The organism is Streptomyces sp. NPDC050534, from assembly GCF_044457745.1.
Taxonomy (GTDB): domain Bacteria; phylum Actinomycetota; class Actinomycetes; order Streptomycetales; family Streptomycetaceae; genus Streptomyces.
Genome location: NZ_JBITHF010000005.1, coordinates 255,632 through 281,966 on the forward strand (window position 1 = coordinate 255,632; position 26,335 = coordinate 281,966).

General features: G+C 71.1%; 22 protein-coding genes and 1 pseudogene. 15 read left to right on the forward strand and 8 right to left on the reverse strand.

The window, feature by feature from the left end; translation table 11 throughout:
- Positions 1-88: 88 nt before the first annotated feature.
- The 3 genes from ACIBN2_RS18435 to ACIBN2_RS18445 all read right to left on the reverse strand — a co-directional run bounded on the left by ACIBN2_RS18435 (position 89) and on the right by ACIBN2_RS18445 (position 3,087).
- Positions 89-1,360, reverse strand: coding sequence for a multidrug effflux MFS transporter (locus ACIBN2_RS18435; protein WP_399135508.1), 1,272 nt, complete (start codon positions 1,358-1,360; stop codon positions 89-91).
- Between the two features lie 237 nt (positions 1,361-1,597).
- On the reverse strand, positions 1,598-2,008 hold the full coding sequence (locus ACIBN2_RS18440) for a cupin domain-containing protein (RefSeq protein ID WP_399135509.1): 411 nt from the start codon (positions 2,006-2,008) through the stop codon (positions 1,598-1,600).
- A 62-nt stretch (positions 2,009-2,070) separates the two neighbouring features.
- Positions 2,071-3,087, reverse strand: a complete 1,017-nt coding sequence (locus ACIBN2_RS18445; RefSeq protein ID WP_399135510.1) for a zinc-dependent alcohol dehydrogenase family protein — start codon at positions 3,085-3,087, stop codon at positions 2,071-2,073.
- A gap of 209 nt (positions 3,088-3,296) precedes the next feature.
- On the opposite strand from ACIBN2_RS18445, the gene ACIBN2_RS18450 reads away from it, so the two are divergent.
- Positions 3,297-4,184, forward strand: a complete 888-nt coding sequence (locus ACIBN2_RS18450; protein WP_399135511.1) for a helix-turn-helix transcriptional regulator — start codon at positions 3,297-3,299, stop codon at positions 4,182-4,184.
- Between the two features lie 54 nt (positions 4,185-4,238).
- On the opposite strand, the gene ACIBN2_RS18455 is transcribed toward ACIBN2_RS18450, so the two are convergent.
- Positions 4,239-5,207, reverse strand: a complete 969-nt coding sequence (locus ACIBN2_RS18455; RefSeq protein WP_399135512.1) for a GNAT family N-acetyltransferase — start codon at positions 5,205-5,207, stop codon at positions 4,239-4,241.
- A gap of 209 nt (positions 5,208-5,416) precedes the next feature.
- Here ACIBN2_RS18455 and ACIBN2_RS18460 point away from each other — a divergent pair, with 209 nt between their 5' ends.
- From ACIBN2_RS18460 to ACIBN2_RS18515, 12 genes are all read left to right on the forward strand, one after another.
- Positions 5,417-6,484: a glucose-1-phosphate thymidylyltransferase gene (locus ACIBN2_RS18460; RefSeq protein ID WP_399135513.1), complete on the forward strand. Its 1,068-nt coding sequence runs from the start codon at positions 5,417-5,419 to the stop codon at positions 6,482-6,484.
- Entirely contained in the window at positions 6,481-7,467 is a 987-nt protein-coding gene (gene rfbB / locus ACIBN2_RS18465) for a dTDP-glucose 4,6-dehydratase (protein WP_399135514.1), read from the forward strand. The genes ACIBN2_RS18460 and rfbB overlap by 4 nt, the downstream gene beginning before the upstream one ends.
- Before the next feature lie 107 nt (positions 7,468-7,574).
- The gene (gene rfbD / locus ACIBN2_RS18470; protein ID WP_399135515.1) at positions 7,575-8,477 is read left to right on the forward strand and encodes a dTDP-4-dehydrorhamnose reductase; all 903 of its coding nucleotides are present in this window, start codon (positions 7,575-7,577) and stop codon (positions 8,475-8,477) included.
- Complete coding sequence (locus tag ACIBN2_RS18475; protein WP_399135516.1) at positions 8,474-9,073, forward strand: acyltransferase; 600 nt, start codon at positions 8,474-8,476, stop codon at positions 9,071-9,073. Before rfbD ends, ACIBN2_RS18475 begins: the two co-directional genes overlap by 4 nt.
- Positions 9,074-9,358: 285 nt before the next feature.
- A complete protein-coding gene (locus tag ACIBN2_RS18480; protein ID WP_399135517.1) occupies positions 9,359-10,525 on the forward strand; it encodes a hypothetical protein in 1,167 nt (388 codons plus the stop codon).
- On the forward strand, positions 10,522-11,292 hold the full coding sequence (locus ACIBN2_RS18485; protein WP_399135518.1) for a WecB/TagA/CpsF family glycosyltransferase: 771 nt from the start codon (positions 10,522-10,524) through the stop codon (positions 11,290-11,292). The genes ACIBN2_RS18480 and ACIBN2_RS18485 overlap by 4 nt, the downstream gene beginning before the upstream one ends.
- The gene (locus ACIBN2_RS18490; RefSeq protein WP_399135519.1) at positions 11,292-12,551 is read left to right on the forward strand and encodes a nucleotide sugar dehydrogenase; all 1,260 of its coding nucleotides are present in this window, start codon (positions 11,292-11,294) and stop codon (positions 12,549-12,551) included. The genes ACIBN2_RS18485 and ACIBN2_RS18490 overlap by 1 nt, the downstream gene beginning before the upstream one ends.
- Positions 12,552-12,554: 3 nt before the next feature.
- A complete protein-coding gene (gene wecB, locus ACIBN2_RS18495; RefSeq protein WP_399135520.1) occupies positions 12,555-13,772 on the forward strand; it encodes a non-hydrolyzing UDP-N-acetylglucosamine 2-epimerase in 1,218 nt (405 codons plus the stop codon).
- Positions 13,773-13,823: 51 nt separating this feature from the next.
- A complete protein-coding gene (locus ACIBN2_RS18500; RefSeq protein ID WP_399135521.1) occupies positions 13,824-14,684 on the forward strand; it encodes a chain length determinant protein in 861 nt (286 codons plus the stop codon).
- A complete protein-coding gene (locus ACIBN2_RS18505) occupies positions 14,647-16,212 on the forward strand; it encodes an oligosaccharide flippase family protein (RefSeq protein ID WP_399135522.1) in 1,566 nt (521 codons plus the stop codon). The genes ACIBN2_RS18500 and ACIBN2_RS18505 overlap by 38 nt, the downstream gene beginning before the upstream one ends.
- Positions 16,209-17,261, forward strand: coding sequence for a hypothetical protein (locus tag ACIBN2_RS18510; RefSeq protein ID WP_399135523.1), 1,053 nt, complete (start codon positions 16,209-16,211; stop codon positions 17,259-17,261). Before ACIBN2_RS18505 ends, ACIBN2_RS18510 begins: the two co-directional genes overlap by 4 nt.
- A gap of 11 nt (positions 17,262-17,272) precedes the next feature.
- The gene (locus tag ACIBN2_RS18515; RefSeq protein WP_399135524.1) at positions 17,273-18,064 is read left to right on the forward strand and encodes a glycosyltransferase family 2 protein; all 792 of its coding nucleotides are present in this window, start codon (positions 17,273-17,275) and stop codon (positions 18,062-18,064) included.
- A 16-nt stretch (positions 18,065-18,080) separates the two neighbouring features.
- Here the strand turns inward: ACIBN2_RS18515 and ACIBN2_RS18520 are convergent, their stop codons facing one another.
- Together ACIBN2_RS18520 and ACIBN2_RS18525 are read right to left on the reverse strand one after the other, a co-directional pair.
- A complete protein-coding gene (locus tag ACIBN2_RS18520; protein WP_399135525.1) occupies positions 18,081-18,620 on the reverse strand; it encodes a hypothetical protein in 540 nt (179 codons plus the stop codon).
- 7 nt (positions 18,621-18,627) lie between these two features.
- On the reverse strand, positions 18,628-19,851 hold the full coding sequence (locus tag ACIBN2_RS18525) for a GNAT family N-acetyltransferase (protein WP_399135526.1): 1,224 nt from the start codon (positions 19,849-19,851) through the stop codon (positions 18,628-18,630).
- Positions 19,852-20,922: 1,071 nt separating this feature from the next.
- Between ACIBN2_RS18525 and ACIBN2_RS18530 the strand changes: the two genes are divergently transcribed.
- Positions 20,923-21,510 (forward strand): NAD-binding protein, encoded by a 588-nt coding sequence (locus tag ACIBN2_RS18530; protein WP_399135829.1) that lies wholly within the window; start codon positions 20,923-20,925, stop codon positions 21,508-21,510.
- A 102-nt stretch (positions 21,511-21,612) separates the two neighbouring features.
- On the opposite strand, the pseudogene ACIBN2_RS18535 reads toward ACIBN2_RS18530, so the two are convergent.
- Positions 21,613-23,880 (reverse strand): annotated as a pseudogene (locus tag ACIBN2_RS18535) (family 78 glycoside hydrolase catalytic domain); the annotation flags it as partial.
- 134 nt (positions 23,881-24,014) lie between these two features.
- Between ACIBN2_RS18535 and ACIBN2_RS18540 the strand changes: the two are divergent.
- Entirely contained in the window at positions 24,015-24,899 is an 885-nt protein-coding gene (locus tag ACIBN2_RS18540; protein WP_399135527.1) for a helix-turn-helix transcriptional regulator, read from the forward strand.
- 142 nt (positions 24,900-25,041) lie between these two features.
- Here the strand turns inward: ACIBN2_RS18540 and ACIBN2_RS18545 are convergent, their stop codons facing one another.
- The gene (locus ACIBN2_RS18545) at positions 25,042-26,271 is read right to left on the reverse strand and encodes an ANTAR domain-containing protein (protein ID WP_399135528.1); all 1,230 of its coding nucleotides are present in this window, start codon (positions 26,269-26,271) and stop codon (positions 25,042-25,044) included.
- Positions 26,272-26,335 lie beyond the last annotated feature (64 nt).

Sequence of the window (26,335 nt, forward strand, 5' to 3'; positions counted from 1 at the left end):
CGGTGTTCCAGCACATGCCGCCCGCGCCGCCTCGCCAGGAACGCACGCGCGGCAGGGACGGGTGTCCGGACGGCGCCCGAAGTGCGGTTCAGGAGGCGGCCGTCATCTGATCGGCGGGCCGCCCGTCGGCGACGGTGTGCTGCGACGCCCGGTTGTGGGGGTGAACGGTGAGGGCGTGGACGACCACCGCGAGCGCGGCGCAGGTGAGGGTGACCAGCCCGAACGGAACGGCCGTACTCGCGCCACCGAGTCCGACGAGCGGGGCGGCCAGTCCGCCGAACGCGAAGCGCGCCATGCCGAGCAGGGAGGACGCGGTACCAGCGATGTCGGGATAGTGGGCGAGGGCGAGCGATGTGGAAGGCGGGGTGGTGGTGGCCACGCCGCTGACCATGGTGAGCAGGGACAGCAACATCGCCGCGAGCGGCAGCTGCAGTGCCGCGGTGACCAGGAGTCCGCCCGCGCCGAGCAGGGTCATGGCGAGCCCCAGGACGAGCGTGCCCTTTTCCGACCACCGCTCCGACAGCCGTCCTGCGACGAAGCCGAACGCCATGAAGCCGGCGGAGTTCAGCCCGAACGCGAACGAGTAACCCTGCGGGGAGAGCCCGTAGATGCCTTGAAGGACGTAGGTGGCGCCGCTGAGGTAGGCGAACAGGGCCGCGTTGACGAAACCGGTGATCAGGACGGCACCGAGGAAGAGCCGGTCGGACAGCAGCCTACGGAAGTCGCGCCCGCCTTGGACCAGGCCGCCGCCAGTGCGCTCCTGCGGCGGCAGGGTCTCGCGCAGGACGGTGCAGCAGGCCAGGAGGATCACGGCGCCGAGCAGAGCGAGGAAGCCGAAAATGCCACGCCAGTCGGTGAAGGCGACGAGCTGCCCGCCGGCGACCGGCCCGATGATCGCGGCCAATCCGCCGATCACGGTCAGACGGCCGTAGTACCGCACCAGCTTGCCGCCGGAGTACAGGTCGCGACCGGCGGCCTGGGCGATCACGATGCCCACCGCGCCGGCCAGCCCCTGCCCGAAGCGGGCGGCGACCAGTGACTCGATACTCGGGCTGACGGCGCACAGCACCGAGGTGGCGATGTAGGCGACGGCACCGGCCAGCATGGGGCGGCGTCGGCCGAACCGGTCCGACAGCGGCCCGGCGACCACCTGGCCGAACGCCAGGCCGAGCAGACATGCGGTGACCGTGAGCTGCGCGGCCGGCGTCGACGCGTGCAGGTCGCGGGTCAGCGCGGGCAGAGCCGGCAGGTAGAGGTCCATCGAGATCGGCCCGAAGACGGTCAGCAGCGCGAGAACGGCGGCCAGGGCACGGCCGGCCGTCCGCTCGCGCGGCACGCTCGGGACCACGGGGGTGTTCACACAGCTCCCATCGGACAGGGGGAGGGAAACGGGTGCAGCATCGGCGGCCGCACCTGGGCGTGGCCCGCCTGCTCAGGAAGCCCGTGCTCGGTGGTGGCGAGGCCGAGAGGGCGTGCGCCCTCTCGCGCCGGACACGGCCGCACGTCGGGTGATGGTGGCGCTGCCGAGGAAGAACCCGTTGACGGCAAGGGGCCCGGGGCAGCGCCGACGTTCACCAGGTGGGGGTTCGGTCAGGTGTCAGCCGGTGGCCGGGGCGGCGGCGTACTCCTCGTCGGTGACGGGGGTCATCCAGTGCACGACGTCGTGGTCTGCGTCGCTCTCGTTGATGGCCAGGTGCACCATCAGACGGTTCGGGGCGGCGCCGTGCCAGTGCTCCTCGTCGGCCTCGAACAGCACGCGATCACCGGGTCGGATGACCTCGATCGGTCCGCCCCGGCGCCGGCACAGGCCGACTCCCTCGGTGACGAAGACGGTCTGGCTCAGCGGGTGGCGGTGCCAGTGGGTGCGTGCGCCGGGCATGAAGTGCACCAAGGCGGCGCTGAGCCGCGAGGGCTCGGGTGCGGCGGCGACGGCGTCGATGTAGACGTCGCCGGTGAACCAGTCGGCCGGGCCCTTGACGGTGTTGATCGAGCTTCGGGTGATCTGCACGGTGCTTCTTTCCTTCTCTGTGAGCGTCGGACGGTGCTGAGCCGGCCCTGCGGCTCGAGGTATCAGGGTTTGAGGAGCGTCTTGACGGCGCGGCGCTGGTCCATGGCCCGGTAGCCCTCGGCGACCTGGTCCAGGGGCAGGGTGAGATCGAAGACCTTGCCCGGTTCGATCCGCCCGGTCAGTACGTGGTCGATCAGCTCGGGCAGGTAGCGGCGCACCGGAGCCGGGCCACCGCGCAGGCCGACGTGGGAGAAGAACAGCTCCTGCCCGTCGATCGCGACCTCGTGGGGGACGCCGACGAAGCCGACGTTGCCGCCGGGCCGGGCGGAGTACAGGGCCTGCTGCATGGCCTGGGCGGTGCCGACGCACTCCAGCACCGAGTCGGCTCCGGTCCCGCCGGTGAGGTCCTTGATCCGTGCGACGCCCTCCTCGCCTCGCTCGGTGACGATGTCGGTGGCGCCGAACTGCCGGGCCAGCTCCTGCCGGGACTCGTGGCGGCTCATGGCGATGATCCGCTCCGCACCCATCTCCTTCGCCGCGATCACCGCGCACAGCCCGACCGCTCCGTCACCGACCACCACGGCGGTGGAGCCCGGTCGCACCTCGGCGGCGTCGGCCGCCCACCAGCCCGTGCCCATCACGTCGGAGACGGCGAGCAGGCCGGGCCAGAACTCCTCGTCCGGCGTCTCGGCGGTGGCGACCAGGGTGCCCTGGGCGTTGGGGATGCGCACGTACTCGGCCTGGCAGGTGCTCATGAACTCACGGTTGAGGCAGCTGGACTGGAACCCGTTGCGGCAGTTGGCGCAGGTGTTGTCCGAGGTGGCGAACGAGCCGACGACGAACTGGCCCGGCCTGACCGCGGTGACCTCGGCGCCGACCTCCTCCACGAAGCCGACGTACTCGTGGCCCATCGGGTGCGCCGCCTCGGTCGAGTCCAGGCCGCGCCACGGCCACAGGTCGGAGCCGCACACACAGGTGACGGCCGTGCGGATGATGGCATCCGTCGGCTCGAGAATCCTGGGGTCGTCCAGAGTCTCGAAGCGCACATCGCCGGGGGCGTGGATCACTGCTCCGCGCATCGGGGAAATCCTTACGTTCGTTGGAGGGGCGAGGCTCGGGGGAACGCCCGCCGGCTGCCGTAGCCGTAGGCAGGAACGAGTCGGGGACGGTGCCCCGGGGAGTGCCTCTGCTCCAGGTAACCGCTCGTTGCGGCGGTCAGCGAGTCACCAGTGAGAGGTGTACTGCTGGTACATCCCTTTCGCGTCGTGCAGGCCGTACGGTCGAAGACATGGACAACCGCGAGGAGGTCCGCGAGTTCCTGACCTCGCGGCGAGCGAAGATCACCCCGGAGCTGGCCGGGCTGCCCGCCGGATCCCGGCGTCGCGTGCCGGGGCTGCGCAGGAGCGAGGTCGCGGCGCTGGCCGACATGAGCGTGGAGTACTACGCGAAGCTTGAGCGCGGCAGCCTCGCGGGCGTCTCCCCGGCCGTCCTCGAAGCCGTCGCCCGCGCGCTCCAGCTGGACGACGCCGAACGGGCCCACCTGCTGCACCTGGCCCAGGCCGCCGACGGCTCCGACGCGCTCACCCGGCCCCGGCGCCGGGCCACCCGGCAGTGGGCCCCGCACCGCAGCCTGCAGTGGACCCTGGACGCGATCACGGCGGGGCCCGCGGTGGTGTGCAACGGCCGGATGGACATCCTCGCCGCCAACCCGCTCGCCCGCGCCTTCTACGCCGACCTCTTCGCCAACGCCGACAACCAGGCGAACCTGGCCCGCTTCAACTTCCTCGACGCGGCCTCACGCCGGTTCTACCCCGACTGGGAACTGTTCGGCGACATGGCTGTGGCCATCCTGCGCCGCGAGGCCGGCCGCGACCCGCACGACAAGGACCTGCACGACCTGATCGGCGAACTGTCCACCCGCAGCAAGGACTTCCGCGCCCGCTGGGGTGCCCACAACGTCCGCCGGCACGGGACCGGTACCAAGCGGTTCCGCCACCCTGCGGTCGGCGACCTCACGCTTGCCTACGAGGCGCTGGACATGGCCGCCGAGCCCGGCCTCACCATGACCATCTACACCGCCGAACCCGGCTCGCCCAGTGAGGAGGGCCTGCGCCTGCTCGCCTCCCTGGCCGCCACCGAAGAAGTCAGCGCGGCGAAGGAGCACCCCACCGCCTGAACCGGGCCCGCCCCTCGGATCAGCACCGCCTGTTCGATGTCGAGCCGTGACAGTTCAAGCGGGGCCCTGGCGCCCCCGGTCCGCCCTCTTGACGAGCGGCACGTCTCGCGTGAACCTGCAGAACCCGACGCTGTAGTACAGCCCGCGCGCCGCCGGATGCCCCGGTGCTCCCAGGCAGGCGACCGTCGTGTGACGGGCCCCTGCCTCCCGTGCCAGGTGCATCCCGTGCAGCAGCATGGCCCTGCCCAAGCCGCGTCGCCGGTAGTCCGGATGCGTTCCGACCGGCTCGAACTCGGCGGTCCTGTTCACCTCGTCGAGCCACATGATCGTCGACGCGGCCATCGTCCCGTCCGGCGCCTCCACCAGGACGTGCAGGTCACCGCGGTACGGCGGTGTGCGCCGGACGCCCTCGTAGCCCTCGGCCGTGTACGGCGACGGGGCCCACGCGTCCACATGGGCCTGGACCGCGGCTCGCGGCCCGGCCTCGTCGGCGGTGCGGAAGCGGAAGCCGTCGGGCAGCACCGGACGTTCCACGTCGTCGAGTTCCCGTACGTTGAGTTGTGTCCAGGACCCGGCGTCGCCGAGCGATGCCGGGTCGGTCTCATAGCCGTGGGCCGCCCAGCGCTCGAGGGCGAACTCGTCGGCGGCCTGCGCGATCACCGAGCGCTCGAGACCGGCCGCCACGCCGTCGTACCAGTCGATCACCTCGTCCACGAGCTCACCGTGGCCGGGATGCACTTGATAGGCGAGACAGGCGCCGGTGACGTCCTTCACCGACCCGTCGTTCCGCCTCACCCGCCGCGGCATAGTGGCCCACCCCCACGCCACCCACTCGCCCCCGGCGAACCACAGTCGACGCCGCCAACTGCCGCCGTCGCTCACCTGCCCCTTGCCCCAGATCCAGGCCAGCTCCCCGACCGAAGCGTCACTGTTGACCAGGTCGGGACGGACGGCCGTGACCCGCTGCGCCAGGCCCTGCATCAGCTGAACGTCCACCGCGGTCACGAGCTCGGAGTCACTCATGGTGCGCCACTGTGCCAGCGCTCGCCGAAGGCGTCGATCCAGTTTCCACAGCGTCGGGGCGAGAAATGACAGGCGCCCGTTGTGACCAAGAACGGTCGCCGGTTCCTCCCGATACACCCGATAGGCCCCAGCTGCCCCACGTGGCGGAGACCCGCCCCACATATGCGGAATCCTTTCGTCGGCCAGCAGGGCGAAAGTATGGTGATCTCGTGAAGGCACTTCTGTTGTCCGGTGGCTCAGGTACCCGATTGCGCCCCATAACGCATACATCGGCGAAACAACTCGTACCGGTGGCGAACAAGCCGGTGCTCTTTTACGGTCTGGAGGCGATCGCGGAGGCCGGTGTCACCGAGGTCGGGATCATCGTCGGGGACACCGCCGAGGAGATCCGCGAAGCGGTCGGCGACGGCTCCGCGTTCGGCCTGGACGTCACCTACATCCCGCAGGACCAGCCGCTGGGACTGGCCCACGCGGTGCTGATCGCCCGGAAGTTCCTGGGCGAGGACGACTTCGTGATGTACCTCGGCGACAACTTCGTCGTCGGCGGCATCAAGGACCTGGTGGCGGCCTTCCGTGCCGAACGCCCCGACGCGCAGATCCTGTTGACCCAGGTCGCGAACCCGACCGCCTTCGGCGTGGCCGAACTCGACGCGGACGGACGCGTGGTCGGCCTGGAGGAGAAGCCCGAGCATCCCAAGAGCGACATGGCTCTGGTGGGGGTGTATCTGTTCACCCCGGCCGTGCACGAGGCCGTACGCGCGATCAAGCCGTCCTGGCGCGGAGAGTTGGAGATCACCCACGCCATCCAGTGGATGATCGACGCGGGCCGTGACGTGCGGTCCACGACGATCTCCGGGTACTGGAAGGACACCGGCAACGTCACCGACATGCTGGAGGTCAACCGCTCGGTACTGGAGACCCTGGAGGGCAGGGTCGAGGGAACGGTCGACGACGCCAGCGAGCTCATCGGCCGGGTGCGCATCGAGGCCGGGGCGAAGGTGACCGGCAGCCGTATCGTGGGTCCGGCGGTGATCGGCGCGAACACGGTGATCGCCGACTCCTACATCGGCCCGTACACCTCGATCGCCGGCGACTGCCGGATCGAGGACAGCGAGATCGAGTACTCGATCGTGCTGCGCGACTCCTCGGTCAGCGGCGTGCGCCGCGTGGAGGCCTCCCTCATCGGCCGCAACGTCGAGGTGACTCCCGCGCCTCGCCGGCCCGCGGCCCACCGTTTCATCCTCGGCGACCACAGCAAGGTGCAGATCTCATCATGACGACCAGAATCCTGGTGACCGGCGGCGCCGGCTTCATCGGCTCGCACTACGTCCGCACGCTGCTCGGCCCCGCCGGGCCGGGCGAGGTGGCGGTCACGGTGCTGGACGCGCTCACCTACGCGGGCAATCCGGCCAATCTCGACGAGGTGCGCGACCACCCCCAACTCACCTTCGTCAAGGGTGACATCTGCGACGGCGAGCTCGTCGACGAACTCCTGGCAGAGCACGACGAGGTCGTCCACTTCGCCGCCGAGTCGCACGTGGACCGCTCCATTTTGGGCGCCACCGACTTCATCCGCACCAACGTCCTGGGCACCCAGACCCTGCTGGACGCGGCCCTGCGCCACCGGGTGGGCCGCTTCGTGCACGTCTCCACCGACGAGGTGTACGGCTCCATCGACACCGGCTCCTGGCCGGAGACCGACCCGCTGAGCCCCAACTCCCCGTACGCCGCCTCCAAGGCGTCCAGCGACCTGATCGCCCTCGCCCAGCACCGCACCCACGGCCTCGACGTGCGGGTGACCCGCTGCTCCAACAACTACGGGCACCACCAGTTCCCCGAGAAGGTCATCCCGCTGTTCATCACCAACCTGCTGGACTGCAAGAAGGTCCCGCTCTACGGCGACGGCGGCAACGTCCGCGACTGGCTGCACATCGACGACCACGTCCAGGGCATCGAGCTGGTGCGCACCAACGGCCGGGCAGGCGAGGTCTACAACATCGGCGGCGGAACGGAGTTGACCAACAAGGAGCTGACCGCCCTGCTGCTGGAGGCCTGCGGCGCGGAGTGGGACACCGGCGTCGAGTACGTCGCCGACCGCAAGGGCCACGACCGCCGCTACTCGGTGGACTGCCGTAAGGCGCGTGATGAGCTGGGCTACGAGCCGCGCAAGGACTTCGCCACCGGCCTGGCGGAGACGGTCAGTTGGTACCGCGAGAACCGAGCCTGGTGGGAACCGCTCAAGAAGCGCGCGGCCCTGTGATCGCCGCCCTGTGAGCGGTCTCCAGTGAGCGGCGCCCCTGTAAGGACCGCACCGCAAAGTGCCCAAGTGCCGCCACCCCGGCCCCCTTTCGACGACGAGCGGACACCATGACCTCCTCGACCACCACCTGGCTGATCACCGGCGCCACCGGCATGCTCGGGCAGGACGTCATGGCGCGGCTGCGCCGGGACGGCGAGACGCCCGCCGGTCTGGACCGGGCGGGCCTCGACATCACGGACGCCGACATGGTGCACGACGTGATCGCGGCGCACCGGCCCCGGATCGTGGTCAACTGTGCCGCCTGGACGGCAGTCGACGACGCCGAGGCGCGCGAGGCGGACGCCCTGCGCGTCAACGGCGACGGGCCACGGCACCTGGCCGAGGCGTGCGCCAAGGCCGGCGCCGCGCTCGTCCACGTCTCGACGGACTACGTCTTCGCGGGCGACGGCACCGGTCCGTACCCCGAGGACGCCCCGACCGCGCCGCGCAGCGCGTACGGCCGTACCAAACTCGCGGGAGAACAGGCGGTGTTGGCCGCGCTCCCCGACGCGGGGTATGTGGTGCGGACGGCCTGGCTGTACGGGGCGGGCGGCGGGAACTTCGTCGACACGATGATCAGGCTCCAGTCCGTCAAGGACACCCTCGACGTGGTCGACGACCAACGCGGACAGCCCACTTGGACGGTGGACCTCGCCGACCGGCTGGTGCGGCTCGGACAGGCCGCCCTCGCCGGGACCGCGCCCGCCGGCGTCTACCACGGCACCAGCGGTGGCGAGACCACCTGGTTCGGCCTGGCGCGCGAGGTCTTCCGGCTGCTCGGCGCGGACCCCGACCGCGTCCGGCCGACCACCAGCGCCGCCTTCGTACGGCCCGCACCCCGCCCCGCGTACAGCGTCCTGGGCCACGACGGCTGGCGCCGGGCCGGGATCGACCCCATCCGTCCGTGGCGCGAGGCGCTCGAGGCGGCGTTTCCCGCACTGCTCGACGAGAAGAAAGGTTCAGCCCGGTGACCTCGAGGATCCAGCCGACCGCCCAGGTCGACGAGACGGCCACGATCGGTGACGGCACGACGATCTGGGATCTGGCCCAGGTCCGGGAGGACGCCCAGCTGGGCAGCGGATGCATCGTGGGCCGGGGCGCCTATGTCGGCCCCGGCGTCCGCATCGGCGACAACGTCAAGCTGCAGAACTACGCGCTGGTCTACGAGCCCGCGGTCCTGGAGGACGGCGTGTTCGTCGGCCCCGCGGCGGTCTTCACCAACGACTACTTCCCGCGCTCGGTGGACCCGCGGGGCAAGTTGAAGCGCGGGGGCGACTGGGAGGCCGTGGCCGTCGTCGTGGCCGAAGGGGCCTCGGTGGGGGCCCGTTCGGTGTGCGTGGCGCCGGTGCACATCGGCCGCTGGGCGCTCGTCGCCGCGGGCGCCGTGGTGACCCGGGACGTGCCCGACTTCGCCCTGGTGGCCGGTGTTCCGGCGCGCCGCATCGGCTGGGTCGGCCGGGCCGGCGTACGACTGACCGAGCGCGAGGGCGAGCCGGGGGTGTGGGAGTGTCCCGAGACCGGCGCGCTGTACGACGAGAAGGACACCCAACTCGTCGAACGCGCGTAGCTTCCCGTTTCCCCCAAACCGCAAATCTTCGAACATCTCCCGGCATAACATGTGTGTGAAGTGTGCAGAGCAAGCACAATGAGCACACGAACCCGAAGTGCCCAGGGGGGGTTACAGGGGTGGGGACACCTGTGTCTGAAATCGGGAGCGACCACGCTCCGATGCCCGACGTCTGACGCCTGACGGCTGCGACGTCCGACGTCTGCCTTACGCCGCGTGACCATCCACTCTGCGGCGCTCACCAAGTCTGTTCACAGGACCCAGGGGGGTTGGTGTGTCCCAAAGATGACCACCACACGTCTGGCGGCACTCGGCCATGAGGAACCGCCGCTGCTCGCGCTCGCCCAACGACTCCTCAAGGTCGCGGAGTCGGGGCTTCCATCGATGCTGCTGCCCGGCAGTGAGGCCTTCGTCTTCACCATGGCCGGACAGCAGGCCCCCGACGGTTCCTGGACCCTGGAACGGCGCGGGGCCAGCACCCGCTACGGGGCCATCACCGCGCTCGGGGTCCGCTTCCTGCCGGAGGAGCGCCAGCGTGCGGTGCTCGGCGGGCGTACGGCCCAGGAGTTCGCGGGCCTGCTGGTCGAGTCGCTGCCCGCGGTGACCAACCTCGGCGACGCGGCACTCATCGCCTGGGCCGCCGCCGAGACCGACCATCCCAAACTCTCCGACGCCCTCGCGCGGGTCTACGCGCTGGACGAGGAGGGCCGGCCGCAGTACACCGTCGAGGCGGCGTGGGTGCTGTCCGCCCTCGCGGCCGCCCGTGAAGCGGTCGACGTGGAGGAACGCTTCACCGCGGCCCGGGACCGCCTGCTGCGCGCCCGTATCGGTGACAGCCCGCTGTTCCCGCACGCCACCGGACCCGGCCTGGTGCCCTGGTACCGGGCGCACATCAGCTGCTTCGCCGACCAGACCTACCCGCTGCAGGCCCTGGCCCGCGCCCACGCGAGCGCCGGCGCCGGCGACGCGGAGGCACTGGCGGCCTCCGATGCCTGTGCGGCGCGCATCTGCGAACTGCAGGGCGAGGGCGGGCAGTGGTGGTGGCACTACGACGCGCGCACCGGCGGCGTGGTAGAGGGCTACCCCGTCTACAGCGTCCACCAGCACGCGATGGCACCGACCGCCCTGTTCGACCTCGCGGACGCGGGCGGCACCGACTTCGGTGCGGCGATCCGCAAGGGCCTGCGCTGGATGACGGACGTACCCGAACTGGCGGGCTCGGAGCACCGGGAGCCGATGATCCTCGACGAGCTCGGCGCCACCTGGCGCAAGGTCTACCGGGGCGACCCGAAGAAGGCCGTACGCGCCGCCCGGGGCCTGTCCACCCGCGTCGCGCCCGGCCTGCGGCTGAAGTCGCTGGACCGGATGTACCGCCCCCTGTCCGTGGACCGCGAATGCCGTCCGTACGAGTTCGGCTGGATGCTCCACGCCTGGCAGGGGGGCCGGATATGACGCAGCGTCAGCAACTGTTCGGGGTCGAGCTGGACCCCCTGACCATGGACCAGACCGTCGAGCGCTGCCTCGAAGCGGTGCGCGACGGCCACCAGTTGGAGATCGGCGTGGTCAACGCCGCGAAGCTGGTGAACATGCGGCGCGACGACCGGCTCGCCAAGGCCGTCTCCGGCTGCGACCTGGTGCTCGCCGACGGACAGGCCGTGGTGTGGGCCGGCCGGATCCTGCGCGCCCCGCTGCCCGAACGCGTGGCCGGCATCGACCTGTTCCTGCGCCTGCTGGCCGAGGCGGAGACCACGGGCATCCCCGTGTACTTCCTCGGCGCCAAGCAGGAGGTGCTGGACCAGATGCTGCTGAAGGTGGCCGACCGCTTCCCCGGCCTGAAGGTGGCCGGCAGCCGCAACGGCTACTTCGACGACTCCGAACAGCAGGAGATCGCCGACGGCATCGCCCGAAGTGGCGCTCACATGCTCTTCCTTGGCATGACCTCGCCGAAGAAGGAGATCTTCACCGCCGCCTACGGCACCCGCACCGGCGCCCGCGTGGTGCACGGCGTCGGGGGCTCCTTCGACATCCTGGCCGGGGTCACCAAGCGGGCCCCCGCCTCCTGGCAGCGGTGGGGCATGGAGTGGCTCTACCGCGCGGTCCAGGAGCCGCGCCGGCTGGGCCGGCGCTACCTCACCACCAACGCCTCCTTCCTCCTCATGACGGCGCGCGAGCTCTTCCGGCTCACCCCGTCGGCAGCTCCCGCGAACAGGAGTCACTGATGCGCGTCGTCGTCGTGGGACAGGGTTATGTGGGCCTCCCGCTGGCCATCAGAGCCGCCGAGGTCGGACACGAGGTGATCGGCTACGACGTCGACACCCGAAGGATCAAGAGCCTCGCCGCCGGCGAGTCCTTCGTCGAGGACGTCTCCTCCGAGCGGATCCGGGCGGCCTTGGACCACGGCACCTACCGGGCGAGCGATGCGGCCCGCGACTGCGGCGGCTTCGACGTCGCGGTGGTGACCGTGCCGACCCCGCTGCACGAGGGCACGCCCGACCTCCGCTACATCAGGGAATCGGCCGTCACGCTCGGCCGCTACCTCCGCCCCGGGGCCACGGTCATCCTCGAGTCGACCACCTACCCCGGCACCACCCAGGAGATGTTCGGCCCGATCCTGGAGGAGGGCTCGGGCCTGACCGCCGGGACCGACTTCCACCTCGGCTACAGCCCCGAGCGGATCGACCCCGGCAACGCCGTATGGGGCTTCAAGGAGACCCCGAAGGTCGTCTCCGGCGTCAGCGAGGCTTCACTGAAGGCAGTTGAGGACTTCTACGGCCAACTCGTCGACACCACGGTGCCGGTGGGCTCGCCCAAGGAGGCCGAGCTGGCCAAGCTGCTGGAGAACACCTTCCGGCACGTGAACATCGCGCTGGTCAACGAGGTCGCGATGTTCGCCCACCACCTGGACATCGACATCTGGCAGGCCATCGACGCGGCCTCCACCAAGCCCTTCGGGTTCATGAAGTTCACGCCCGGACCGGGCGTCGGCGGCCACTGCCTGCCGATCGACCCCTCGTACCTGTCCTGGCGCGTGCAGCGCGAACTCGGCCAGAGCTTCCGCTTCGTGGAGCTGGCCAACGACATCAACAACCACATGCCCGAGTACGTCACGCGCCGTATCACGGACCTGTTCAACGCCAGACGCCGCTCCGTGAACGGCTCGCGCATCCTGCTGCTCGGCCTGGCGTACAAGAAGAACACCGGCGACGCCCGCGAGTCGCCCGCCCTGCGCATCTCCCAACTGCTGCTCGACATGGGCGCCCAGGTCAGGGCCGCCGACCCGCACGTGGTCGAGAGCCTGCCCATGGACACCCGGCTGGTGCGGGTCGAACCGACGCCGCAGGAGCTGGCGGACGCCGACGTGGTGGTCCTGCTCACCGACCACGACGGATTCGACTACGAACTCGTCGCCGAACACGCGCCCTTCGTCCTGGACTGCCGCCGGCGGCTCCCGGCCGGGCCCACGATCGAGGTGCTCTGACCCATGCCGCGCATCGTCTGCGTCGCCGGCGCACGCCCCAACTACATGAAGATCAAACCGGTGATGGACGCCCTGGAGGCCCGGGGCGCCGAGATCCTCCTCGTCCACACCGGCCAGCACTACGACCCGGCCATGAACGACGTGTTCTTCGCCGACCTCGGCATCCGCCCGCCCGACCGCTACCTCGGGGTCGGCTCCGGCAGCCACGCCGAGCAGACCGGACGCGTGATGACCGCGTTCGAGCCGCTCCTGGACGAGGTGGCCCCGGACATCGTCGTCGTGGTGGGCGACATCAACTCCACGCTGGCCTGCGCCCTGGTCACCGCCAAGGCCGGACCGCTGCTCGCCCATGTCGAGGCCGGCCTGCGCAGCCGCGACTGGAGCATGCCGGAGGAGATCAACCGGGTCGCCACCGACCGCGTCGCCGACTATCTGCTGGCCCCCTCCCCCGATGCCGTGGACAACCTGCGCGCGGAGGGCTACCGGGAGGACCAGGTCCACCTCGTCGGCAACGTCATGATCGACACGCTGCTGGCCAACCTGGAACGGGCCCGCACCTCGGACGTCCTCGGCCGATACGGCCTGTCCAAGGGCGACTTCGGCCTGGTCACCCTGCACCGTCCCGCCAACGTCGACGACCCCGAGGTCCTCGCCGGGCTGCTGAAGGCGCTCGGTGAGATCGCCGGAAGCTGTCCGCTCGTGCTGCCCGTGCACCCCCGGGCGGCCGGGAAGCTGGCGGACATCGGCGTCCCCGGAGGCATCCAACTCGTGCCGCCCGCCGGATACCTGGACTTCATCGCCCTGCAGGACGCAGCCCGCGTCGTGCTCACCGACTCCGGCGGCGTGCAGGAGGAGACCACCGCGCTGGGCGTGCCCTGCGTGACCCTTCGCGACAACACCGAGCGCCCCATCACCGTCGAGCAGGGCACCAACGTGCTGGCCGGCCGGAACCCCGAGCGCATCGTGGCCACCGTGAACCGGGTGCTGGACACTCCGCCCGCGCCGCGCCGGCCGGAGTTGTGGGACGGCCGCGCGAGCGACCGTATCGCCGACGTACTGCTGGCAGGCGGCACCGCGGCCACCCGCCCACGCCCGACCGATCTCCCGCAGGCGGCCGACCCGTCCACATCACCATCGACATCAACCGAGGGGCCGAGACTCATCGGCCAGAAGACACCCATCGACCGGACGAGCCCCACGGACCGAACGTTCCCCATATGATCCGCTTGCAACATATGCTCGTCGAACGTCTGGTCGCTAGGGGGGACCACCATGGATCTCGCTGAGATCTTCCGGGTGATGCGCAGGCGCTGGTACGTCCTGCTGCCGGGACTGCTGCTGACCGCCGGCCTGATCGCCGCCGTGCTCACCCTGGTCCCGGTCACCTACCAGTCGCAGAGCACGGTGGTCCTCCTCAACTCCCAGAAGGCCACCGTCGCCTACGACGGCAATCCCTTCCTCAGTACCCAGACCTCGCTGACCGGTATGGCCGACAGCCTGGCGCGCAACCTCAACTCCGACGACTCGCTGCGTGACCTCAAGTCCCGTGGCGCGAAGGGCACGTTCGAGGCCAAGCTCGCCGACAACGCACAGGGTCCGCTGATGTGGCTCACGGTCACCGGCACCGACAAGGCCTCCGTCCTGGCCTCGGACAGGATCCTGACGTCGTACGCCAAGGACCGGCTGGATCAGTTCCAGAAGCAGCAGAAGGTCAACTCGAAGGCCATGATCCGCATGACGACGATCGTGCCGCCCCAGAACCCGGTGGCACAGACCAAGACGCGGCTCGAATACATGGTCATGGCCGGAGGTCTGGGCCTGGTGCTGAGCCTGGTCGGCGTCTTCTACGTGGAGGCACGCCGCCGGCCGCGCACGGCGCCCGAGCCGGAAGAGGCCGTAGAGCCCGAAGGACCCGCGGGACCGGTCACCGTCCCCGAGCCGACGGCCGGGGAGCCGGTCGCGGAACAGACGATCGCCCTCCGGCGCCCGCCCGCCTGGTCGCGGGCCGCCGAGAACCGGCGGGCCGCACAGCCGAGGGCCGGCCGGTCCGCCACGGCCGTGGCGCCCGCCGAGCCGCTCGACGAGGAGTCGACTCATGGACAGCGTTCGCACACCCGACAGCGAGAGATCTGAGGCGAGCGGGACATCTGCGGCGCACGAGACAGCCACGGCCGGCCAGGTCCCCGAGGCCGGCGGCACCGCTGAGTCCGGCGGCGGCGCTGCCGCTCCCGACTCCTTCGGGACGAAGGTCCGTTCGGCGGCCCGCTGGAGCCTGATCAACACCGTGGTCATGCGCCTGGGCAACTTCGCCACGGGCATCCTGCTGGCGCGCTTCGCGCTCGGCCCGGCCGAGTGGGGCGTCTACGGCATCGCCCAGACCGTGCTCCTGGTCCTGCTCTCGGCGAACGAACTGGGCGTCAGCCTGGCCATCGTCCGCTGGGACGGCGACCCGCGCCGCTTCGCACCGACCGTACTGACCCTGGCCACCGCGACCAGCGGCCTGCTCTACGTCGGCCTGTTCCTCTCGGCGCCGACGGTGGCCGGCCTGCTCGACTCGCCGCACGCCACAGGCGTCCTGCGGGTCATGTGCCTGTGCCTGGTGATCGACGGGATCGCCCAGGTGCCCGCGAGCTTCCTGACCCGGGAGTTCGCGCAGGGCAAGCGAATGGTCATCGACGCGCTCAACTTCGTTCTCAGCACCGCAGTGACCCTGGTGCTGGCCTTCGCCGGCTGGGGCGCGATGAGCTTCGCCTGGGGCGCTGTCGTGGGCAATGTCGCCGCCCTCATCGGCTGCGCGATCGCCGCGCCCGGCACCCTGCGCTTCGGCTGGGACCGCGAACAGGCCCGCGCCCTGCTGCGGTTCGGGCTCCCGCTGGCCGGGGCGAGCCTGCTCGCGCTCGCGGTCGTCAACGTCGACACCATGGTCGTCGGCTCCACCCTCGGCGGAGTCGCCCTCGGCTTCTACGTCCTGGCGTTCAACATGTCGGGCTGGCCGGTCCGGGTCATCTCGGAGGCGGCCAGACGGGTCTCCTTCGCCGGCTTCTCCCGTCTCGCCGACTCCCCGCAGGCCCTCGCCCAGGGCTTCAGCCGCGCCCTCGGGGTCCTGGTCACCGGCACCGTGCCGCTGTGCGTCCTGCTCGGCGGCCTCGCCGGCCCCGTCGTCCAGCTCATCTACGGCGACAAGTGGCTGCCTGCCGCCCACGCCCTGCCCTGGCTGATGGCCCTGGGCCTCATCCGCATCGGCTGCGAACTCGCCTACGACTGCCTGGTCGCCACCGGGCAGCGCCGCTCCCTCATCCTCGTCCAGGGACTGTGGGTCGTCGCCCTGATCCCCGTCCTGATCGCCGGGGCCAGGGTGGGCGGCATCGTCGGTGTCTCCAAGGGCCATGTCCTGGTCGGCGCCGTGCTGGTCGTCCCCGTCTTCCTGCACGCCCTCGGCCGGGCCGGGATCGGCCTCGCCCACATCGCCAGAGCCTGTGCCTGGCCCTTCCTCGGGGGAATCGTGATGACCCTGGTACTCCTCGCCGCGAAATGGCTTCTCGGCGACGGTGTCCTCGCGCTGCTCGCCATCGGCACGGTCGCACTGGCCAGTTACGCGGTGTGCGTGCTGCCCAGCCGCCGTTTCCTGCGCGGCTCCTCCCGGACACCGGAGGCCGTGTGACCAGGCTCCGCACCTGCCTCGCCGGTCTGGCCCTCCTGCTGGCCACGGGCTGCTCCGGGTCCGCCGGCTCCTCCTCGGCCAGTCACGCTCCCAGCACCCATGACCGGCCACCGGCCGCCGCCGACGCCCCGTCCAGTGCCGCTCCCTCGGTTCGGACCACGCCCAGTGCGAGCCCCTCCGACCCGGCCACCGGTACCCCCGGCCCCAGCGCCAAGCCCTCGGCCCGTGCCACCACCGTGACGTCCCTGGAAGCCGGCTTCCCCAACGCCGGCACCACCGGCCCCCGTACCGCCCTCAAGCCGCACGCCACGGGCAACATGAGCGTCAGGACCGACGGCACGGTCATCAAGGGCTGGAACATCACCGGGTCGCTCGACATCTACGCGAACAACGTGACCATCATCGACTCCAAGATCACGTCCACCAACTGGTGGGGAGTCAACCTGCGCCCCGGTTTCAGCGGTCTGCGCGTCCTGCACACCACCATCACCGCCGTCCCCGGCAAGGGCCCCGACAACGGCGGTGTGGACTACGCCGTGTCCAACATGGGCGCCAGCTCCATCGAGGTCGGCTGGTGCGACATCTCCGTCTTCGGCAACGCCCTGTCCATGGGCCAGGGCAACATCCACGACAACTACGTCCACGGCCTCGTGCCGTTCCGCAACGCAGGCGGCGAGTGGCAGCACACGGACGCGGTGATCAGCGGCGGCGGCAGCACCGGCAAGCTGATCATCCGTCACAACACGCTGCTCAACCCGGTCGACGTCAACCGGGGCGCGTCCGCGAGCATCGGCCTGTTCGCCGACACCGGCCACGTCTCCAACACCGTCATCGACAACAACCTTCTGGCAGGCGGCGCTTACGCCCTTTACGGAGGTGGCGACGGGGCGACCGGGATCACGGTCACGAACAACGTCTTCTCGACGCGGTACCACCGCAACTCCGGCGTCTACGGCTCCGTCACGGCCTGGAACGCCGGTTCCGGCAACGTCTGGAGCGGCAACCGGTACGCGGACGGCACCCCGGTCACGCCCGAGCCGGCCGGCTGAGGAGAACTGTGATGAGACGCGTAGCCCGCCTCCCCTGGGAAATCCTCAAGCACGCCTTCGGCTGGCTGGTCCTGTTCGAGCTGCGCAACAAGGTCCTGCTGGCACCCTCGGCTCTGCGCCTGCGCCGTTTCGAATCGGCGGAGGTCCACCGTCTCGCGCCCACGACCGCCGCAGTGCCCACCGCTCTCGTGGCGACGGTCATCGCAACGCACCGCCGCCCGGAGGCCCTTCTGACGGCCGTCCGTTCGGCCCTGTCTCAAACAGTCCGCGACCAGATCGTCATGGTCGTCGACGACGGCGCCGGCCTCCCCGAACTCCCGGACGACCCCCGCCTGTTCGCCGTCTCGCTCTCCCGCAACACCGGAGTGGCGGGCGTGGTCCGCAACGTGGGAATCCGCCTGACCCGCTCCCGCTACGTGGCCTTCCTGGACGACGACAACGTCTGGGGACCCGACCACCTGGAACGGGCGCTGGCGGTCCTGAACACCCCGGGCGCCCCCGACGGCATCTACACCGCGCTGCGCCGAGTCCTCCCGGACGGCACCGACCACGACATCCTCTCCGTCCCCTTCGACCGCCACCGCGCCGCCCGCGAGTCCTTCCTGGACACCAACGCCTTCGTGGCCCGCCGCAACGGCACCCTGCACTTCAGCCGTCTGCACCGCACACCGAAGGTCCTCCCTCGCGAGGACTGGGAACTGATCTACCGCTACAGCCGCGGCCACGAGGTGCGCCACGTACCGCACGCGACCGTGCGGTACCTGGTCAACCCCGACAGCTTCTACACGACTTGGTCGGGCTGAGGACGACCGACAGGTCTCACGGCCAGTCCGCCCGCTGCAGCACGGTCCTGGCGATCGCGCCTACGGAGGCTTCGGTGGCGTCGACACTGAAGTCCTCTACCCCGGCGTGATCGAGGATGCGATCGAGTTCGCCCGAACGCTTCAGGTACCAGCTCAGCCCGGTGTCGTCGTCGCCGTGGCGGTGGGCTAGGCGCTGGTGGACCGTGGGGAGTTGGACTCGCAGGCGACACACCGACAGGCCGATACCGAGTGCCTCCTCGTACTGATTGCGCTCGGCTCGGCTCTCCGCCACCCCGGCGAGCACGAGGCGGGCCACGCCCGCGTCGAGGTAACTGCCCGCCACAAGGCGCAGGTTCCGCAACAGCATGCCGAAGTTGAACGGGTCGGCTGCGGGGCGCGGCCAGGAATTGCACAGCCAGTCGACGTCGATCACCGCGTTGGGGGTCTCGGCATCCGTGAGCAAGCGGCCCACGGTTTCAGCCACCGAGGTCTTGCCGACGCCGACCGTGCCGGTGATCAGCAAGGCACGCGGGGTGGTGGAGGTATCGGGAAGCATGACCCGGTCAGAACCAGTGCAAGCAGTGCGGGGCGCGTTCCGCGCGGAACAGGGCGTCGGCAGCCGCGCCCGCTTGCGGATGGTGGGCTTGGATGTGGCCTGCGCGGACGAGTGTGCTAGGGGTCGTGCCGCCGAGGTAGATCGAGCCCAAGTCGCTCACGTCCAGGGACAGGTCGGGGTCGCGGTCCGTCGGGATGCAGTCCGCCTTGCCGTCGTGGACCGTGAGGAGGTAGCGGTCGTGTTCGTCGAGGAACGGGTCGGTGACGTCCAGGACCAGCTCTCCGTCCGTGAACCAGCCGCGTGCCGTCAGTGCGCGGGGGATGTCCAGCAGCCGTACCCAGAGCCAGTCGGTGTCGCCCGCCACCTCGCCCGCGCGGAAGTCCGTCAGCTGCCGGCGAAGGGGGTGCCCGGGCGGGACGTGCTTGAACACGACCTTGTCGACCAGGTCGTGGTCGAGTGCGAAACGGGCCAGGGCGGTGAAAGCGGTGTCGTCGGTCGTGATGACTTCGTCGACCGTCAGCGTCTGAGCCTCGCCGATCAAGTAGCTCGCGTAGCCGTCGGGGACGCCGTCCTCGTCCCGGTGGACCGCGACGTAGCGCGCTGCCGGAGCGATCGGGGGCTGCCCCGCGCCGGAGGCCCACCAGCGGTGTGGCCGGGACAGCGCGCCGGGCTGGGCGCGGCGGTAGCGGTCGTAGACCTCCTCCAGGATGCCGGCGCACTCGGCACGTCGCAGCACCTCGACGGTGCCGGTCGCCGGGGCGTCGGCCGCCCCTCGTGCCCGGGGCGCGGCGAAGGTGCCGCGGGCGCGCGGCACCGTCAGCCGCTGCGTGTACGTCGCCGGGCCGTAGCCGAATCTGCGGTAGATCAGGGCCTCGGAGGCCAGCAGGACTGACAAGCACTCTCCTCGCGCCCGCAGTTGCGTCAGCTGATGCCGCATCATCGCGCTGAGCACGCCCCGGCGGCGGTGCGAGGGCACGACGCCGACGGCAGTCACACCGCTGACCGGGAGAAGCGTCTCACCGGGCAGGGTGAGTTCGAAGGAGTACGCACCTGCCGTGCCGACGGGCCGCCCGTCCGCCGTCTCGGCGAGCAGATTGCGGTCCATCTCGAGCGCCGCCCACCACACCCCGCCGCCGTCCTCGGCCGGGGTTTCCGGGAAGCGTCCGAACGCGGCATGGAGGGTGTCGACGAAGACGTCGAGGTCCTGATCTGTCGTGGAACGGATCTCCATTGCTGCCGCTGCCTCCCCGCGTCACCGGTACCACCGCGCGTGGTGCCCCGCGACAGTGCAGCCCCACCCCGTGCTCAGGTCAAGCGAATTACGGCAGGTCCCGGCCTCACCGCCGCACCACGCAAATCGGATCGTTCCTGTCAAGTGAGGCGACCGTACAACCCACCGCGTGATCGTCATCCAATTCGGCGGCGTGACCGTCGCCGCGAAAAGCCGACGCTTGGTCCCATGACCAAGCCCTGCTCCACCCCACCGTCCACACCGCCCCGACGACTGCGGCTGACCGGAGGATGAGGCGACGCCATGACCCACTCCCCCGGCCCGACCCGCGGCCGCTCCTTCGTCGTCATCGGCGAGACCAACGTGGCGCGCCGGGTGTGCGCGTCCCTGCGCGACGGTGCGCACACCGTGCGGCATCTGACCAAGCCCGGAGACGAGGAACTGCGGGCGGCCATGACGCCGGCGCCCGACGCGGTGGCAGTGCTCCTGCACGACGACGTCGCGGCGCTGCGCTACGCCCTGGCCGTCGCCCACATGTCCGCCGACACCCCGATCACCGTCACCGTCTTCGACCGCACCATGGCCGGTGAACTGCTCCGCCTGCTGCCGCAGTGCCACGTGACCTCCCCCGCCGACCTGGCCGCGCCCGCCCTGGCCGGCCCCTGTCTGGACGGCACGATCGCCGCCCTGTCCCACAAGGACGGCCGCCCGCACGCCGTGCAGGTCGCCGACGGGCAGCACCCGTCCACCCGGCCCTGGAGACCGGAGCGGGACCGCCGCCGGTCCCGGATCGGGCGCCTGGCAGGGCAGTTGCGGCCTCATGACGCCGGGACGCGGCTGATGCTCGTCGGCCTGCTGGGCATGCTCACCGTCCTCCTCGCCGACTTCACCTGGCTGATCGCGCTCGGCCATCACCCCGCGCAGGCGCTGTTCGACGCGGCCCGCGTCGTCGCCACCGTCGGGCCCGCCGCCGCGCCCGAGCACTTCACCGTGTATCCCGTGGTGGCCAGCGTGTTCATGCTCGGCACCATCGTCTTCAGCGCCATGTTCACCGCGGGCCTCATCGACCGCATGCTCGGGCCGCGACTGGTCGGGCTGATCGGACCGCGCACCATTCCCCGCGCGAACCATGTCATCGTCGTCGGCATCGGCCAGGTCGGGCTGCGCCTGTGCGGTGAACTGCGGCGCCTGGGCGTGCCGGTGGTCGGTGTGGAACGCGATCCCGACGCCCCGGGCGTCCGCCTCGCACGTTCCCTGGGGATTCCCGTCCTGACGGGCCACGGCGGCGACCGGGCCGTCATGGAGAAGGTCCATCTCGACCGGGCCCGGGCGCTGGCCGCCGTCGGCTCCGACGACCTCGACAACATCGCCGTCGCCATCGCCGCGCACGGCATCGCACCCGGAACGCGCGTCGTCCTGCGGGCAGGTGAGCACGAGGCGATCGCCGAGACCCGCTCCCTGCTGCCACTGGGCACCATCCGCGACGTCACCAGCCTGTCCGCCGCCTACGTCCTGGCCCGCCTCCTCGACACACCGGCCACCGGCGTCATCGCCCACCAGCACCGCATGTTCGTCCAACTGCCCACGGACACCTTCGAGCCCTGGCCGCTCGCGGCCCGCCACGGATGCGCCCACGTGGACGTCGCCCTGACCTCCTGAACGGCCGTTCGGGAACGCGAGACCGGTCTCAGGCTGCGGCGCGGTCGAGTTCCCCGCTGTCAGCCGGTGCCGGCCCGCTCCTACGGTGACGGGGGAGCACCCCGGCAGATGCACGACGCCTTCGCATCCCTCGGGCACAACCACGTTGGCCGTCATGCCGGTTGGGGTCTGCTCCCAGGCGATCGAGGCGGTGCCGTAGGGGGTCTCGTGCCGTGCCGTGGCCCAGGTGATGCCGCCGCCGGGGCGGGGGCAAAAGCGGATGGTGCGGTACCCCGGCGAGGCGGGCTCGAGGCCGCCGACGACGCGGTGCAGCCAGTCCGCCACCGCCCCGAGGGCGTAGTGGTTGAAGGAGGTCATGCCGCCGGGGTTGAGGGTGCCGTCCGGGCGGAGGCTGTCCCAGCGCTCCCAGATCGTGGTGGCCCCCATGGTGACGGGGTAGAGCCAGGACGGGCATTCGGTCTGGGTCAGGAGCCGGTAGGCGACGTCGAGATGGCCGCCGTCGGTGAGGGCGTCGCAGATGAGCGGGGTGCCCACGAATCCCGTGGCGATCCGGGCGTCGTCGTCCAGCACCAGGTGCGCCAACCGGTCGGCGGCGGTGCGGCGTTGACGGGGATCGTCGAGCAGGCCGAACACGAGGGCCAGTGAGTAGGCGGTCGGGCTGTCGCTCGTCATACGGCCGTCGGGCAGGACGTAGCGGCGGCGGAAGGCGTCGGCCACCTCCTCGGCGAGTCTGCCGTAGTCGTCGGCGAGGTCGGCGTAGCCCAACTCCTGTGCGGAGTCGGCGAGATGGCGGGCGGACCAGGCGAAATAGCCGGTCGCGACGAGGTAGCGGTCGGTGCGTGCGGCGGCCGGGTCGTCCGGTGGGGCGATCGGGTCGAGCCAGTCGCCGAGCTGGTAGCCGGTGTCCCACAGCCGGTCGGGTCCGGCCAGGCGGGCCATCAGGTCCACCCAGGCGCGGCCGGTCGGAAAGTGGCGGCGCAGCAACTCCGGGTCGCCGAAGCGCTGGTAGAGCACCCAGGGGGTGAGCGTGGCGACGTCGCCCCAGGCGGCGCCCGGCTGGATCGGCGTCCACTGCGGGCCCCCGGGGATGACCGGCACGTACCAGGGGACGGTGCCGTCGGGCAGTTGTTCCACGGCGACGTCGGACAGCCAGGAGTCGAGCATGCCGGCACAGTCGTAGAGGAAGCTCGCGGTGGGGGCGAAGACCTGGATGTCGCCGGTCCAGCCCAGGCGTTCGTCGCGCTGCGGGCAGTCGGTGGGGATGTCGACGAAGTTGCCCCGCATGCTCCACACCACGTTCTCGTGCAGGCGGTTGACCAGCGGGTCGCTGCATTCGAACCAGCCCGTGCGGCGCATGTCGGTGTGCTGGACCCGGGCCACCACCGCGTCCTCGGCGGGCCCGCCGGGCCATCCGGTGATCTCGGCGTGGCGGAAGCCGTGCACGGTGAAGCGCGGCTCCCAGGTGAGGGGGCCGCCGGGCAGGATCAGGGTGTCCGTGGCGGTGGCGGCGCGCAGCGGCCGGGTGGCGAGTTCGCCGTCCTGGAGGACTTCGGCGTGGCGCAGGGTGACGGTGGTGCCGGCCGGTCCGTCGACGGTGATGCGCAGCCGACCGACCAGGTTCTGCCCGAAGTCGAGCAGCAGGCGTCCGTCCGGCTTGGGCGTCACGGTGACGGGGCGTATCTCCTCGGTGCAGCGCACCGCGGCGCCGGTGGGCGCGATGAGGGTGCGCGGGTCGCGCTCGCCGACCGCGACCGGTGTCCAGGTGGCGCCGGTGCCGCCGCCGGGGGTGGACCAGGCGGGATCGTGGAGGCGGGCGTCGAAGGTCTCCCCCTCGTACAGGCCGCTGAAGAGGATCGGGCCGGTGGCGGCCTGCCAGGTGGGGTCGGTGGCCACCACGGTGGTGGTGCCGTCGTCGTGGGTGACTTCGAGCTGGGCGATGAGGGATTGATCGCTGCCGTAGAGGTTGCGGTGGCCTCCGTCGAAGCCGATGCGGCCGCGGTACCAGCCGTCGCCGAGCCAGGCGCCGAGGGTGTTGGCGCCTTCGGTGAGGTGGTCGGTGACGTCGTAGGTGTAGTAGCGCAGGCGTTCGCCGTAGACCGTCCAGCCGGGTGAGAGGGCGTCGTCGCCGATGCGGCGGCCGTTGATCTCGGCCTCGTAGAGGCCGTGTGCGGTGATGTAGAGGCGGGCGCGGGTGACGGGCCGGGTAAGGGTGAAGTCCTTGCGGGCGGGTCGGCGGTCGCTGTCGGTATCCTCCGGCCAGGCCGGGCCGACGGGCCGGGCCTGCCAGTCGGAGGGCTGGAGGAGTCCGGCCTCCACGGCCGCGGGCTCGCTCCACGCGGAGGGCGCGGCGGGTGAGTCGCCGGTCCACACGCGGACGCGGACGACGGCGCGGCAGGGTCATCGTCGGCGTCCGCTTCAACAGTTCCACGGGCGCACAGTTCCGTGACTGCACGGCCACTGGCAGTAGTCTCCGTACGCACACCGACCGGTTTAGCCTGGAATGCGTGAGTACCGAGAGTGACATTCGCGAGTTCCTGGCCTCACACCGCGCCAAGATCACCCCGCAGCAGGCCGGACTGCCCGCCTACGGCGGCAATCGGCGCGTGCCCGGCCTGCGCCGCGAGGAAGTCGCTCTGCTCGCCGGCGTCAGCATCGACTACTACGTCCGCCTCGAGCGCGGCCACCTCGCCGGCGCCTCGGAGGACGTCCTGGACGCCCTGGCCCGTGCCCTCCAGCTCGACGACGCCGAACGCGCCCACCTGCACGACCTGGCCCGCGCCGCCGAACGCCCCGCCCGTCGTGCCAAGCGGCCCCGCGGCTCCCCGCCGGACAGCGTCCTGCGCGTGCTCGCCTCGATGTCCGACTCCCCCGCCTTCATCCGCAACGGCCGTCTGGACATCCTCGCCACCAACCGCCTGGGCCGCGCGCTCTTCGCTCCCCTCTTCCCCGGCCGGAGCACCGAGACGGTCAACATCGCCCGCTTCCAGTTCCTCGACCCGAACGGCCGTGACTTCTTCGCCGCGTGGCAGGAGTCCGTGCACACCACCGTCTCCCTCCTGCGCACCGAGGCCGGTCGCGCCCCGCGCGACGGTGAACTGACCCGGCTCATCGGTGAACTCATCACCCGCAGCGAGGAGTTCCGCACCGCCTGGGCCAGGCACGACGTGCGGCTGCACCACACCGGCCGCACGTCCTTCCGCCACCCCGCGGTGGGCATGCTCACCCTCGACCCCGACGCCACGGAACTGCCCGCCCAGCCCGGCCTGACCCTCGTCGCGTACAGCGCCGCACCCGGCACCCCCCACCACGACACCTTGCGGCTGCTTGCCGCCTGGGCCGCCACGGAGGAGACCCAGCACACGAGCGGGCCGGCCGTCTCCAGCCCGTGACGGCACCCGTGCCCGGTCGAGGCGGAAGTCGGAAAGCGGAAGGCCGTCGCCCTGGAGGTCGTCGATGCGTACGGGCGCGCCCTTGGTGACCGGCGTCCGCGGCGGCGGACCTCGCGGCGGACGTCATGATGCGCTGCGGGCCTCAAGCATGATCGTCGCGTCGGGGCTCCGGCTGCCGGTGCTGGTGCAGGTATTCGAGCGCGTCGAGGACAACGGTGCGCCGGTACCAGGAGCGCCAGGTCGCGATGTCGGCCATGAGCGCTTCGAGCCCCTGCTGCTGGCGGCTCGTCAGCCAGAATCCGGGCTCGGCCCGGTGCAAGGTCACGGTGCCGGTGCAGTGTCCGTCGGTCGTGATCAGCGGCATGCTGTGGACGGCGTGGCTCCCCAGCGCCAGGAGGGCGCGACCCGTCGGATGGGCCGCCAGGTCAGGATCGGCGGCGACGTCGGGCACGGTGACCGGCTCGCGCTGTCGCTGTGCCCGGACGCACACGACGGGCGGATCGGTGACCAGGGCGACCTGGTCCCAGTAGGCGCCGCCCAGTCCGCGGTGCTGTTCGAGGAAGAGGGCGCCGTCCTGCGCCGGGTCGGTGAGATGCATTTCGGCTGCGTCCGCGCCGGACAGGGCGAGTGCCTCGTGCAGGGCGGCGGCCAGGACATGTCCTCGGTCGGCTGCATCTCCGCTGTATGCGTGCAGGAAGGCGATGTCGGGCCGTGGGGCGTGGGTGGTGCGTCCGGGGAACCACTGGCTGTCGCTCGTGGGTGACGGGGCTGTGACGACGGCGGAGGCGACCACGCGCAGCGGCACGTTGAACTGCTGGGAGGCCCTCCGGAGCAGGGCGAACGCGGCGGTGGGTCCGGACAAGTCGTAGCGTTCCAAGAGGATGCCCTGGGCGACGCCGATCAAGCCGGTGGTGCGAGCCTTGGCCCGCAGACCGAACACCTCCTCCCGAAGGCTCTCGCCCTCGGCGGACGGGTCCCCGAGCTGCCATGCCCCCAGAGAGCTCTGCGGGGCAGGTGGCCGAGGCAGCGAGGCCAGTGCGTCGGAGAGCGTGTCGTGCAGGCGGACACCGGCGAGGTGGGCCGACTCCAGCACGCTGCGGACCGCGGGAGGTGCCGCAACCACCAGTGCCGGCTCGTGGGCGAGATGGCCGGTGGCCAGCTGAAGGGTCCGGCAGGCCGCGGCACCGAGGGACGTGACGCCGGCCATGTCGAGCACCAGCCGCTGCCCGCGTCGCGCGGCCTGCTCCAGGAGTTGCTTCAGTTCCTGCCCGAGCTGGATGCAGATGTCGGCATCCAGCTCACCCGCCAGGCAAACCACCGTCGCCTGGTCGATGGCCGGTAGCACCAGCTGCGGAGATCGGGTCGTCATCATGCCTCGCTCTGCGGTCCTGTCCCACGCATACGCGCCGTGCGGGAGCGCCGGTTCCGGACACACC